The organism is Bacillus sp. FSL K6-1006 (genome assembly GCF_038593175.1).
GTDB lineage: Bacteria > Bacillota > Bacilli > Bacillales > Bacillaceae > Bacillus > Bacillus safensis.
The window spans coordinates 2573480-2585255 of the sequence record NZ_CP151970.1 but is presented as its reverse complement, the minus strand read 5'-3'; the positions used below and the strand labels follow the sequence as shown (position 1 = coordinate 2585255).

The following is an 11776-nucleotide window of genomic DNA, read 5'->3' as shown; positions in this document are numbered from 1 at the left end:
ACTATACAGAATCCCATTCTATAGAGACTAGAGCTCTCACCTTAGCAAGGAGGGTTACAATACTTGAAGGAGAAAGAGTTTCAATCCAAGCCGCTATTAACCAAAAGAGAAAGAGAAGTATTCGAATTGCTCGTCCAAGATAAAACAACAAAAGAAATTGCAAGCGAGCTTTTTATTAGCGAAAAGACTGTTCGAAATCATATTTCGAATGCTAAGCAGACCTTTTACAAATTAATTCCTCGAATAAACAAAATAACTCCGAAAGTCATATGTTAATAAGTTACACGAAAGGATTATAATTGAATTACAAGAAGTGATTACTTGTGTATTAGAGCAAAAATTCATACTTCTGCGACAATTTCCGACAACATTTTTTTGTACTTCATGATAAATTTAACAATGGTAAGGTGATCATATATGACAAGTACAATCGCGAAAGACTTACGGACACATTTAAGAAACTCAATAGAAATGTCTAGAGAAAGTCAAAAACAAGTTGCAACAAAACTGGGGATAAGCAGTAGTTATTTAAGCAAATTTTTAAATGGTAAGGATGTCTCGTTCTGGATTGTTCATAAGATCATTAATTACATTGACAAAGAGAACGAAATTGAACTTATTTTAAATTATTTTAAAGAAGGTATTAGTTCTAAGAATATTCCAGCTGCTTTGGAGTATTGTTATTCCAAACAATTATACGATTATACAAATGTTATTGCACAGGAATATAAGAACAAAAGGAATTCCAAGACTCAAGAGTTATGCTCCTTATATTCACTAATGATGGAGTCCAGATTTACATTCGAAAGAAACGTCTTTTTAGATGACCTGAGAAAATTTAAAACCACATTTTTGGAAACTGAAATTATGGTGAAGGTCTTACAAATTTATTACTATTATTTGAATGGACTTTTTGATTTAACTATTTATACGATTGATCAATTAAATGATTTGTTGTTTCAGGTTAGTGATCCGTTTCTCAAAATGGCATACGGAGCTAGGTTAGATGAAATTCAGGTTAATATTTACTTGAAGCAAAAAACAGAATTAATCCGATCGAGAAAAATTGCTAACAGAATTTTGGATAGAAATTTCAGCACAGCACACAACATTACTGCTTATCATGTTTTAGGACTTTCATATTTTCTAGAATCCTATGAACAATCAATTTCTTATTATCTTAAATGTATTGAACTCTATTCTAAGTTCCCTGATAGACAGGCCGAAATAATTGAGAATAAAGAAGAAATAGCTTTTCTTCAAAAATACTGGAATAAAAGAATTAATGATGAATTTGCAGTGAGTGAATTCAGCAGGTTATTAAAACAGGATGGGGATTTAAGTAAATTTTATCAGGATGAAAGATATAATAAATATGCACTTCTTTTTGATGGAATAACAGAATCGTCATCAGAAAAGTTGCTATTATCACATCATTATTTTTCAAAAAGCAAAGATTATTTCAGGGCAAGTTTCCCAAAAAATGAATTGAATAGAATTGGATTTAGGTATACACTCTAAGAGTTAGGGGGTGCTATACATGACTAAACGTTTCAATGTAATTGTTTTAACAGTTACACTAGGAGCAACAATAGTTGTTTCGGAAATTCACTCACTTATCACTAACAACCCAGAAACAATATATGAAACAAAAGATGTAAGACCGGGAATGTAAATATAAGATGTTAAAAAGACGCTACCATAATCAGGTATCGTCTTTCGTGTTTTCTGGGGAAGTTTCCTGTTTTCAAAAAAAACGAAAACAGGAAATTCTTTTAAATATTTCTAATATGGATGAAAATATAAACAGAACAAAAGTTCCTTGGAGGGAAGAGAAATGGCTATAAAATATGAAGAATTAATGGAAATATTAGAAGCAACAAAAAAAGAAGATCAAAATCAATCCTCTTCAGGTGAATCGTCTTCTAAAAATTTAGCCTTAGAAGCTCTGTAATTTTTAAGGGCATCTAACATGAAATTACGTTCATCATCTGTTATTTGTTTGCCATCTGCATCTATAATGTTTGCATTTTTGATATTCTCAAGAGTTAGTTCTTTCGCGAAAACTACTTTCTCAGCTTCTTTACCCATTTTTTCAAGGTCACTTGGATCAGTCACAAAGTAAGTGGGATCAACATTGAAAAAATCTGCAAGTTTGGTCAAAGCCTCCAAAGAGGGACTTTTGATTTTGCCCGTTTCGAGTTTTGATAAATAGCCGTTACTTAAACCAACTTCTTGAGCGAGCTTTCTAATAGATAGTTTGGGTTTTTGCTCTTGTCTTAGTCTTTTTAAGTTTATTCCGATTAACTCATTTTTCTTGTTATCCATAAAATAAAGTCACCTCGATTTAACGCCACTGATTAGTAACAACAATATTAATTATACCATGTTTAAGATTCCTATAAGAAACATTTATGAAATTTATGGTTGCACTGAAAGCAGAAGGATGGTATATTTTACTTGTGCTTCCTTTAGGAAGCGTGTAAGGGGGTGAAAACGGTGGGCCAAGAAACTGCTGCTTTCGCAGAAAAGATTAAAAAACTAAGGTCTGATAGAAACGAAACTCAACGTCAATTTGGCTTGGTTACAGGGTTTTCTAGCTCTTATATATGTAAGTTGGAAAAAGGGAAAGCTAACCCTTCGCACTCTTCTTTAGTTCAACTAAGTGAAAAATTAAATTTGCCACCGGCTTATTTTTTTTAACTTGAGTGCTTCCTATAGTAATCATAATTCGCAGGGTAGTCCCATTGTCCAAATTGCATATTATGTTTCGAGGTGATCTTATGACTCAAAGAAAGAAAAAGAAAAAGAAAAAAAGCAACCTGTTCGTGGGGGAAATTTTCTTTGGAACAGAAGACAGAGAAAAATTGTTTACTGAGGCTGTGGCGCCTTATTACACACCAGTGAAACCAGTAAAAAAAGAGAAGAACAAAAAAATTAAAGAGGCTTGAAACTTTTGTTTCACCTTTTTTTAAAGGACAAGCTAAACACAAAAAGAGGTGATTAAAACATGGCTAAGTATAGACATGTTCACACGACTTTTTGGCAAGATCCAAAAGTCACAGAAGAACTGACACCAGAAGATAGATACTTTTATTTGTACCTTATTACAAACCCAAACACCACTCAAATAGGAATATACCCCATTACCAAGAAGCAAATGGCTTTTGATTTAGGGTACTCCATTGAGTCGGTCAATAGCTTGATGGATCGCTTCGTAAATCATCACAAACTGATACTTTACAACAATGACACAAGGGAAATGGCAATAAAGAATTGGCCAAAATACAACTTGAATAAAGGTGGAAAGCCAATATTAGACTGTGTCACTAAAGAATTGAGAGAGGTTAAAGATAAATCTCTCATGAATGTACTTTATCCAAAAATCGAGAATACCAGCATTAGAGAAGTGTTTGAACGATACGCCGACGATACGTTGCACGATACGTCGACGACAAGCGGACAAAAAGAAAAAGAAAAAGAAAAAGAAAAAGAAAAAAAAGATATATTGTCGGGAAACCCGACTGTTGACCTTAAAACTCAAGAATCTGAAATTCCATTCAAACTGATTGTTGATCTTTTGAACAAAGTAACAGGAAAGTCTTTCAGACATTCTTCTACTGCTACACAAAGGCTAATTAAAGCACGCTGGAATGACGGGTTCAGGTTTGAAGATTTTAAAACAGTGATCCTTACAAAAACTAATCAATGGCTTAAAGACGACAAAATGAATAAATATCTGCAGCCAACGACATTGTTTGGAACAAAGTTTGAAGGATACCTGAATGAAGGTGCGGGGGTGATAAAGCATGCAGAGTATCAAATCAGTGGTGGCGGAGGACTTAAACGCAAGAATGACCTTCCATTCTGATTACTGTAATAAGCACACATTCACACGAGGTAGTGAGGAAGTCGTAAAGCCTGTTCGTATGATGATCCTCAATGGAAAGGTGGTCTGTCCACGGTGTGAACTGGAGGCAGATGAGAAGAAGATCCAAAAAGACTTGGAGAGGCAGATCGAGTTTAGCCAGCGTACAAAGAATTTCAACATGCTGGAGAAGCGCAGCATCTTCCGAGACAGGACCATTGCTAAAGCGACGTTTGATAATTACAAAGTATCTGAACCAGAGGAAACAGCGAACAAGCGCCTCATGATGAACCTTGTCGGTTATTTAAAACAAGGAAAAGTGTTTAATATCTTTTTGCAGGGTCATCCAGGAGTAGGAAAAAGTCATCTAGCTTATGCAGCACTTAAAGCACTCAATGTACCGCCTGACCCTGACAACCCAGAAGATATGGGGAAATCATGCTTATTTGTAAACCTTGCTGATGCTGCTTTTGCCATTCAAGATTCTTTCCACAACAAAGAAAGCAAATTCACCCAAGGTTATGTAACAGGACTTATAGGTGATGTGGATTATCTGGTGATTGATGATGTAGGAGCTGAGACGGGATCTGAACATTCAAAGAGTGAAGCCACCAACTTTATACACAAGATACTTTATGCAGTCACATCAGCTAGACAGGATAAAGCAACGATTTACACCTCCAATTTAACTGGAGACAAATTAAAACAAATGTACGACACCAAACTTGTATCACGCATGACAAAAAAGTCTAAATACATTTTGTTTAAAAACACCTTTGATAAGCGTGACGAAGAATTGCCGTTCTAAGGGAGTGTAAAACATGAGCAAAATCACATCTGAGAAGGTTGATAGTTTAATAGATCAGCTGCAAATAAGTCTGAACGAATATAAAAAACATAAGGAGGCGCGCTGAATATGAAAAAAGGCGGCAGAAAACCAACACGCTTAGAAAGAAAAATCCTAGTAGTGAATGGGTTGAACCCTCGTTACTGGCACGTGGAAAAGAATCTGGCAGCATCCATGCATATTGTGCATAAAGAGGTTGGGCGCAGAAAGGAAATTATGAAATGAGTGCCACTAGAATCATCCTAGAAGATTTCAATTTTGAATGGACAATCGTAGGTCTTAAACGCTTTTTGGATTACTGGTACGAAGGCAGGTCTTTAAGTGAAATGGCCGAGCTGTTTCGCAGGCCGGAAGAAGAAGTGTTAATGCTGATGATTGATTTCAGCAAGCGTGGAAAGATCAAGGAGCGTCCGAACGGTGTCGGCGCAAACGAGCCTATGCATATCAAAAAGAGCGTGATGAATTCAAAAAAGAGAGAGTTACGCAAACTGTTCGAGGGTCAGCCCGTTTATCAAGCTTGTCCAAACTGCGATTTCATATGGGATGAAAAAGACATCATTGCGTTTAGGCAGATGTGGCAGGACTATGAGCCAATCAGACATATCGCAAATCGTTTGGCGCGAAAAGTCGATGACATCCTGTTGTTGATAATTGACCAAGCAGAGTTAGGAAAGATCGAACCACGTAAAGGCGGAGTATTCGGAAAGGAGGACAAGCAGCATGAAGAAAAAGAGCATCTTGTTGCCATTTGAGAAAGCGACAGCACGGCAATTGGAAGTGATTGCGCGGTATGAAGATTGTCCAAAACGGATCAAGACAGCAGCCATGCGCCACCTCAAAAAGAGAGGAGGCATCAAGTGATGACCAGTGATGATAGAGCTTTAATGATCGAGTGGTTGAGTCTTTCAAACGGAGCTTATGGACGTGAGCATTGTGAAAAACTGTCTGACGAAGAACTCGAAAGAATCTATAATCTCAACGTTCCGCAGCGTGACGAATAAAAGGAGGTGTGCATATTGGAGACTGTTAAAAATCCATACAAAGCAGGACCAGTTGAAAAACGGATAATGTCCGACGACGAATTGGCAGCTTACAGGCAGAAGCATCCGCCAAAACCATACAAAAAAAGACTCAGACGTATAGATTGGCGTTGGAAGCGCACAGATCAATACGTTGAATCTCAGTGGTAAGAATTCACATCAGTTCAATGTGAGTAATTAAAGATTAGGAACCTTAATTATATCACATGGAGTGATCAAAGTGAATGAACCACAACGAATCACATTAGAAAAAAACGACCTTTTTTCAGCTGATGTTGAACCGGGGAAAATTCAAGTGATTGTCCTAGACGGGATTAATAACACGGCTCATATAACAGAAGCACCAGAGCACGGACACACGATAATCGAAACCATTAAAGGCAAATTAGATCGAATACGTTTTGACTACGGATTTAAATTCAATAAGTAAGCAGGGGTTATCCCCTGCGGGGGAGGAATTGCGATGTTATCAAAAGATCAAATAAACGTTGACCTTTTTGACGAGGTGACACGTTTGAAAAGAGAAATAGAGAATAAGAATCAGCAGATCGACGGATTCTCAAAGCTTTTCTTAAACGAACTGAATTGGGAGCAGCGTAATTACGAAGCATGTAAAGATGAATTCCACAGAGGTGGATTAGCAGCAATGAGAAACATCGAGAAGAAATACGAACGAGCTTTTGGAAAGGGATTGGACGGTGAAAGAGTATGAGTCTACCAAAACACGTCGAACTGTCGCAGGCCGTCAAAGCCTGCAAAAACAAAGCGATGACGATTGATGCTGCTGCTGCATATATAGGCGTACCCACATTTTTCGTACCAGTGCTTGCTGACTACTGCCCTGACCTAATCATAGAGGGCAATGTAGTCATGGCTAAAAGGGAATCAAACGGGCCTGTCATCTTCACGCTGCTGTTTTTCATGGGGATTATAACGATTGCTGGGTTGATGCAATGAAACAGATTGATCTATTTAGAGAAATCATTGTAGACAACTTTGCAGGTGGTGGGGGAGCAAGCACAGGCATTGAGCTTGCGACAGGCTTATCAGTTGATATTGCTATCAACCATGATCCTGCTGCCATTGCAATGCATGAGGTGAACCATCCTGACACGGAACATTATTGTGAGAGTGTGTGGGATGTTGATCCTAAACAAGCAGTTAAAGGGCGAAAAGTTGGTCTAGCATGGTTTTCCCCTGACTGTACACACCATTCAAAAGCAAAAGGCGGCAAGCCTGTAAAACAGAGTATCAGAGGGCTTGCGTGGATTGCTGTTAGATGGGCGATAGCGGTAAAACCGCGCGTCATCATGCTCGAGAACGTTGAGGAATTCAAAGATTGGGGGCCTGTCTCTAAAGAAGGTAAACCGATCAAGGAACAAAAGGGGCAAACATTTCAATCATTCGTTAAAACGCTTGAATCACTTGGATATGAAGTACAGTTCAGAGAGTTGACGGCCTGCGACTATGGAGCGCCAACCATAAGAAAAAGATTCTTCATGGTTGCAAGATGTGACGGAAAAGAAATCGTATGGCCGAAGCCAACACATGGTGATCCTAAAAGTCTTCTTGTTCAAACAGGAAAGCTCAAGCCGTGGCGATCGTCTTACGAAATTATAGATTGGTCCATAGGGGTTCCTAGTATATTCAGCAGGAAACGGCCACTAGTTGAAAATACGATGAAACGAATCAAACGAGGCATTGATAAATTCATTGTGAACAATCCAAGTCCTGTAATGGTGCCGGATAAGAGCAAAGCGGCATTCTTAATCAGCTATTACACAGAGCAATCAGAAAAGGATGTAAGAGGCCTTTCGCTTGATCGGCCATTACACACAATCACAGCTGGCGGCAATAGATTCGGATTAGTGACAGTTGCATTTTTGACTAAGTATTACGGTCAAGGAGTAGGACAGCGATTAGACGAGCCATTGCATACCATTACAACCAAAGATCGTTTCGCATTAACAACTGTTTGCACAAATGGTCAGAGGATCGCAGACATCGGATTGCGTATGTTGCAACCAAATGAACTATTTGCAGGGCAGGGGTTCCCGCCTGGATATACATTTAACATCGGTAATAAATCGGACCAAATACGAAGGGTGGGGAATAGTGTTCCACCGCAATTCGCAGAGCAGCTGGTGAGGGCTAACCTCCCTGAGATATGTGTACCTGAGCATATGAACAAATATTATAGCAAAGCAAACTAACAGCCTAGCGGCTTAGGAGGAATAGATCCTGTGGAAATTCGGATAGAAAAGAGAAAAGAAGCTGGCTCGTGCAATTATTGCGACAGAGCCACAGTGAACGGGAATTGGGTGCAATATCCTTACGATGAAGTTATCGAAGTTAAGGGAAATCAAACCAGCACACGCTTTTGTAAGGATTGTTTTAAGAAGCTATCTGAGTTTAACCAATATGTTAAGCAGGAGGAAACGGTATGAGTAAACATGTGTTTGAAACACTTAGGGAAGCGGTTGAATTTATAAAGGACGAACTGAAAAAAACGGATGCTGAAAGAACTGAAGCAAGAGAAATCTCATTGAAAATTAATCCTAGTAGAGTATTAGAATCTATGGAGGAAAATAACTATCACGATAATTTGTTTTTACTGTATTCCCTCGATTATGGCGATTCTTTCTTCGTCTTTGAATCAGATTATGATTTAGAAAGTTGGCTGGAAAGTGATGCATGGGATGATTGGAACTTATGGGAACGTAAAGATATTGAAGGATCGTTGAATGAAGAGTTAATGATATGGAAGTTTCATAGAGATATTTGTAAAGAAATGTTTGAGGTTCTTTACAGGGATTCAAAACCATTTATAAACGGTTGGTCCAGACAACGAAAAAACATTGAATTTCGAGCAGTTCCATCATTCTCATTAAATTAAATCGAAAAGGGGCCAACTAAAATGAACCTTGAAAAAATGTTTGAAATGCAAAAAGAGTTAGACAACCGCATCATCCGAGAAAAAGGGCTGGAAGGTCAAGACCTTCTTCCCGGACTTATCTTAGCTTTACAAGTTGAACTAGCGGAATGCGCTAACGAATGGCGCGGCTTTAAGTTCTGGAGCAATGACCAGCAGCCATGCACGGAAAAGTTGATAGAATGTTCCCTTTGCATGGGAACTGGTGATGAGAATTACGAGAGGGTCGCAGAGGACGCAGAAGGTATGGGCGGTCACGAATATATCAAATGTGAAGAATGCAACGGAGAAGGAACGACTGGCACGAATAACCCACTCTTAGAAGAATACGTGGACTGCTTGCACTTTTTCTTATCAATTGGAAATACGATCGGGGTTAAAGAGTATGTTCCGATTAAATTGCTTACACTCACCAATGATATTACAGGGTTCTTCAATTCTATTTTTAGACTGATTGGTAAATGGGATAGGATATTTTTATTCTTGGAGCACGAGAAGTACCATGTTGCGATGTATCAATTCTTGCAATTAGGAGAAGTTTTAGGCTTCACTCCTGAACAAATCGAAGAAGCGTATTTGAACAAAAACGCCGTCAATCATAAGCGGCAGCAGGAGGGTTACTGATTATGAACACTGTACCAGCGATTGCATTTAAAAATAAATACACAGAACGTTATCTAAGTGATGGACCTGATTTTATGGATTTAACCGATCCTAACGGGGATGTAGCAGATTTGATGGATGCGTTGTGCATTATCAGAATAGATCGTAAAAAACCAACCGATAAAGATTTAGCCGATTTTTACAACTGGTGTCGCAGTGTAACTTTCCTCTTTGATTTTAATGATCTCAAAAATTGCTACGATCCTGTTCATGTTGATTTAACACTGGATCAGTATAAAACAATCAAGGAAAGACATGAGGAGGGTTACTAGGTTATGAACTACTCACTATATTTGATTGACGATAGACTCGTTATTGATCTTGGAGCAGGCGAAAAGAGTCAGCATAAAGCTTTTAGCGGGGTTCCTGAATTAGTAGAAACACACGCTTTCTATCAAGAACCAATCGGACAAGTTGAAATAAGTGATGAGCAACTAGCAAAGATCGAGCTTGATTTTCATAATGGCGGCTTGTGTGATTACTGCGATGAACTTTCAAACAAAGTACGTCCTTCTCCTTTTATGGGTGACATCGGCTCAAGCATGTGTAAAGACTGCTGGGACATGACAAAGAAAGAGTATGCGGCTTCACATGATGAGCATATAGGGGATTTTGAGGATTACCCTCACTGGAAGGAGCAAGCCTGATGGATATTGTAATCAGATATGTCTTTAAACACCGAGCCACCGGAAACATTGAAACTAAGGTATATTCAATCAGCCAATTAGAAGAGCGGGCAGCACAAAAGCTGTCGTCATGCTTCAATGAGACCGATTACGAATTGATCACCCGGAACTTGTTTACTGGATTGATAGATTCAGAAGGAAATGAAATTTATGAGGGGGATATCATCTTAATCACTTATGACGAAGCCTTTTCAGAACACCCTTACTATATTGGAGAAGTTAAATTTAGAGCCGATGACAATTATCCTGCATTTGATTTGTTACCGTGGATTGATTGCGAAATGAACGCATTAAGCTGGCTGAAAAGCGAAAGCGATCCTTCTGTGAAAAGCTATGCGGTCGTCGGCAACATCTATCAAAATCCCGGTCTTCTAAAGGAGGAAGCACGATGAACGAAAATAACCCGATTATTTCAAAAGTGATTGAAAAACTACACCAACAGCAGGAAAAAGGCCTGCAAAAGTACGGGGTTGAGGTTGATACCTCTTCCCACGACTTAAAAGGATGGTTACAGCACGGACTTGAAGAAACGTTGGATCTTGCGACATACCTTGAAACGGCCATTCAGTTACTGGAGGAACAGGTTAAAAGCAAAAAAGAAGAAATGAAGTTTTATGAGGTGAACGAGCCGTATTACGCACTGATCAAAGCGAAAAACGATGAAAATGCTATGACAATCTATACTGATGTTGTCGCTGATGATGATGGCGGATTATCAGAAGAAATAACCGAAGTTACAGAAGCATATGCAGCAATCATATACAGCCGAGTAAATGGAGAGGACAACAACGTGATACCAGTCAAAGAAGTGCTTGAACATTTAACAAGTGAAGAAGAAATGGTGCTGATCATTGATGGCAGCTTGCTATAAATAAAAAAGAGGGATTTTTCCCTCTTTTAAAAGTAATATTCACGTCAATGTCGAGTACCAGCAACGCTCATATGCGCCATACCAAATACCTGAGTAAGTTTGCGCACCTTTTAGATACCAATTATAGGTGCCGTCGTTATAAATTGCTGGTATTGCATTTCTTGAAGAGTATGGACCAAATATTTCAGAAGTACAATGCTTCCATGTTTCGTTAGGAGTAGCAGCGTCTGCTTGTGCAGTAAAAAAAGCAGATGAAGAAAATAGCAAAGCGAGTGATAGAACTGAACTTGCAATTACTTTTCTGATTTGCATGATTGATGCTCCTTTTCATTTGGGATAATAGTCTTACAAGTTTAATAATACTATATATTCAAAAATAGACCATATAAAAATTTATTTAACTTATATGGGAATAAATATCGGGGGTTGTGAAATGAAAAAACTACTAATCACACTAACTATTATTATTGCGGCGGTGCTTTATGCGCCGTCTGCGCAAGCGGTATGGTCGAACTGGCAAACTGAGGGATATGGTCACCAAGCACGAGTCTTTACGGATGACACCAATTACTATGCAGGAGCATCTACCGTTGATTGGAGAGCGGAAAAGAAGGGATCGAGCACGCTTTATTACACCGCTGGCGTTTACAAAAAGAGATCCAATGGCGGGTTAACAGATACTAACCTAGTGCAAAGAGGCAGCTTTAAAGCGTCCGCGCCTCTAAAGTCGTTTAGCGTGAGTGAAATTCGCAAGCGTACCGGTAAAGGAACATACGTGATCCAGCTTGATTGCTACACCGATTCAGCAAAGACAAAATACATCGGGACCTTTGAGTCCGTTAAATTCAACATTCGATAGGAGGTAGTGG

The 11776-nt window shown here is 38.7% G+C and carries 25 protein-coding genes; 23 read left to right on the top strand and 2 right to left on the bottom strand.

The window, feature by feature from the left end:
- Positions 1 to 63 precede the first annotated feature (63 nt).
- From NSS65_RS13490 to NSS65_RS13480, 3 genes are all read left to right on the top strand, one after another.
- Positions 64 to 276: a LuxR C-terminal-related transcriptional regulator gene (locus tag NSS65_RS13490; RefSeq protein WP_342467313.1), complete on the top strand. Its 213-nt coding sequence runs from the start codon at positions 64 to 66 to the stop codon at positions 274 to 276.
- A 141-nt stretch (positions 277 to 417) separates the two neighbouring features.
- Entirely contained in the window at positions 418 to 1521 is a 1104-nt protein-coding gene (locus NSS65_RS13485; protein ID WP_342467312.1) for an AimR family lysis-lysogeny pheromone receptor, read from the top strand.
- 19 nt (positions 1522 to 1540) lie between these two features.
- Positions 1541 to 1675 carry a hypothetical protein gene (locus NSS65_RS13480; protein ID WP_017358233.1) on the top strand — a complete coding sequence of 45 codons (135 nt, stop codon included), beginning with the start codon at positions 1541 to 1543 and terminating at the stop codon, positions 1673 to 1675.
- Between the two features lie 224 nt (positions 1676 to 1899).
- Here the strand turns inward: NSS65_RS13480 and NSS65_RS13475 are convergent, their stop codons facing one another.
- Positions 1900 to 2328 (bottom strand): helix-turn-helix transcriptional regulator, encoded by a 429-nt coding sequence (locus NSS65_RS13475; RefSeq protein WP_017358232.1) that lies wholly within the window; start codon positions 2326 to 2328, stop codon positions 1900 to 1902.
- Between the two features lie 171 nt (positions 2329 to 2499).
- On the opposite strand from NSS65_RS13475, the gene NSS65_RS13470 reads away from it, so the two are divergent.
- The 19 genes from NSS65_RS13470 (at position 2500) to NSS65_RS13380 (ending at position 10907) form a co-directional block, all read left to right on the top strand.
- Positions 2500 to 2703 carry a helix-turn-helix transcriptional regulator gene (locus tag NSS65_RS13470; RefSeq protein WP_017358231.1) on the top strand — a complete coding sequence of 68 codons (204 nt, stop codon included), beginning with the start codon at positions 2500 to 2502 and terminating at the stop codon, positions 2701 to 2703.
- An 80-nt stretch (positions 2704 to 2783) separates the two neighbouring features.
- Entirely contained in the window at positions 2784 to 2951 is a 168-nt protein-coding gene (locus NSS65_RS13465; protein WP_342467311.1) for a hypothetical protein, read from the top strand.
- Between the two features lie 59 nt (positions 2952 to 3010).
- A complete protein-coding gene (locus NSS65_RS13460) occupies positions 3011 to 3871 on the top strand; it encodes a conserved phage C-terminal domain-containing protein (protein ID WP_342467310.1) in 861 nt (286 codons plus the stop codon).
- Positions 3810 to 4676 carry an ATP-binding protein gene (locus NSS65_RS13455; protein WP_342467309.1) on the top strand — a complete coding sequence of 289 codons (867 nt, stop codon included), beginning with the start codon at positions 3810 to 3812 and terminating at the stop codon, positions 4674 to 4676. Before NSS65_RS13460 ends, NSS65_RS13455 begins: the two co-directional genes overlap by 62 nt.
- A gap of 108 nt (positions 4677 to 4784) precedes the next feature.
- Positions 4785 to 4940: a hypothetical protein gene (locus NSS65_RS13450; protein WP_342467308.1), complete on the top strand. Its 156-nt coding sequence runs from the start codon at positions 4785 to 4787 to the stop codon at positions 4938 to 4940.
- Positions 4937 to 5467 (top strand): hypothetical protein, encoded by a 531-nt coding sequence (locus NSS65_RS13445; RefSeq protein ID WP_342467307.1) that lies wholly within the window; start codon positions 4937 to 4939, stop codon positions 5465 to 5467. The genes NSS65_RS13450 and NSS65_RS13445 overlap by 4 nt, the downstream gene beginning before the upstream one ends.
- A complete protein-coding gene (locus NSS65_RS13440) occupies positions 5436 to 5576 on the top strand; it encodes a hypothetical protein (protein WP_342467306.1) in 141 nt (46 codons plus the stop codon). Before NSS65_RS13445 ends, NSS65_RS13440 begins: the two co-directional genes overlap by 32 nt.
- Complete coding sequence (locus tag NSS65_RS13435; protein ID WP_117731258.1) at positions 5576 to 5716, top strand: BH0509 family protein; 141 nt, start codon at positions 5576 to 5578, stop codon at positions 5714 to 5716. Before NSS65_RS13440 ends, NSS65_RS13435 begins: the two co-directional genes overlap by 1 nt.
- Before the next feature lie 15 nt (positions 5717 to 5731).
- The gene (locus tag NSS65_RS13430) at positions 5732 to 5905 is read left to right on the top strand and encodes a hypothetical protein (RefSeq protein WP_187441847.1); all 174 of its coding nucleotides are present in this window, start codon (positions 5732 to 5734) and stop codon (positions 5903 to 5905) included.
- Between the two features lie 70 nt (positions 5906 to 5975).
- Complete coding sequence (locus tag NSS65_RS13425; RefSeq protein WP_117731257.1) at positions 5976 to 6185, top strand: XtrA/YqaO family protein; 210 nt, start codon at positions 5976 to 5978, stop codon at positions 6183 to 6185.
- 33 nt (positions 6186 to 6218) lie between these two features.
- On the top strand, positions 6219 to 6467 hold the full coding sequence (locus tag NSS65_RS13420) for a hypothetical protein (RefSeq protein WP_342467305.1): 249 nt from the start codon (positions 6219 to 6221) through the stop codon (positions 6465 to 6467).
- Positions 6464 to 6712 (top strand): hypothetical protein, encoded by a 249-nt coding sequence (locus NSS65_RS13415; protein ID WP_342467304.1) that lies wholly within the window; start codon positions 6464 to 6466, stop codon positions 6710 to 6712. The genes NSS65_RS13420 and NSS65_RS13415 overlap by 4 nt, the downstream gene beginning before the upstream one ends.
- Positions 6709 to 7968: a DNA cytosine methyltransferase gene (locus tag NSS65_RS13410; RefSeq protein ID WP_342467303.1), complete on the top strand. Its 1260-nt coding sequence runs from the start codon at positions 6709 to 6711 to the stop codon at positions 7966 to 7968. Before NSS65_RS13415 ends, NSS65_RS13410 begins: the two co-directional genes overlap by 4 nt.
- Positions 7969 to 8198: 230 nt before the next feature.
- The gene (locus NSS65_RS13405; RefSeq protein WP_342467302.1) at positions 8199 to 8651 is read left to right on the top strand and encodes a hypothetical protein; all 453 of its coding nucleotides are present in this window, start codon (positions 8199 to 8201) and stop codon (positions 8649 to 8651) included.
- A gap of 21 nt (positions 8652 to 8672) precedes the next feature.
- Positions 8673 to 9311 (top strand): dUTP diphosphatase, encoded by a 639-nt coding sequence (locus tag NSS65_RS13400; protein WP_342467301.1) that lies wholly within the window; start codon positions 8673 to 8675, stop codon positions 9309 to 9311.
- Positions 9312 to 9313: 2 nt separating this feature from the next.
- Entirely contained in the window at positions 9314 to 9622 is a 309-nt protein-coding gene (locus NSS65_RS13395) for a hypothetical protein (RefSeq protein ID WP_342467300.1), read from the top strand.
- Positions 9623 to 9625: 3 nt separating this feature from the next.
- Complete coding sequence (locus NSS65_RS13390) at positions 9626 to 9997, top strand: hypothetical protein (protein WP_342467299.1); 372 nt, start codon at positions 9626 to 9628, stop codon at positions 9995 to 9997.
- A complete protein-coding gene (locus NSS65_RS13385) occupies positions 9997 to 10428 on the top strand; it encodes a YopX family protein (protein WP_342467298.1) in 432 nt (143 codons plus the stop codon). The genes NSS65_RS13390 and NSS65_RS13385 overlap by 1 nt, the downstream gene beginning before the upstream one ends.
- On the top strand, positions 10425 to 10907 hold the full coding sequence (locus tag NSS65_RS13380; protein WP_342467297.1) for a hypothetical protein: 483 nt from the start codon (positions 10425 to 10427) through the stop codon (positions 10905 to 10907). Before NSS65_RS13385 ends, NSS65_RS13380 begins: the two co-directional genes overlap by 4 nt.
- Before the next feature lie 39 nt (positions 10908 to 10946).
- Here NSS65_RS13380 and NSS65_RS13375 read toward each other — a convergent pair whose 3' ends face one another.
- Entirely contained in the window at positions 10947 to 11219 is a 273-nt protein-coding gene (locus NSS65_RS13375; RefSeq protein ID WP_041092020.1) for a hypothetical protein, read from the bottom strand.
- Between the two features lie 121 nt (positions 11220 to 11340).
- Between NSS65_RS13375 and NSS65_RS13370 the strand changes: the two genes are divergently transcribed.
- Complete coding sequence (locus NSS65_RS13370; RefSeq protein ID WP_342467296.1) at positions 11341 to 11766, top strand: hypothetical protein; 426 nt, start codon at positions 11341 to 11343, stop codon at positions 11764 to 11766.
- The last annotated feature ends 10 nt before the right edge of the window (positions 11767 to 11776 follow it).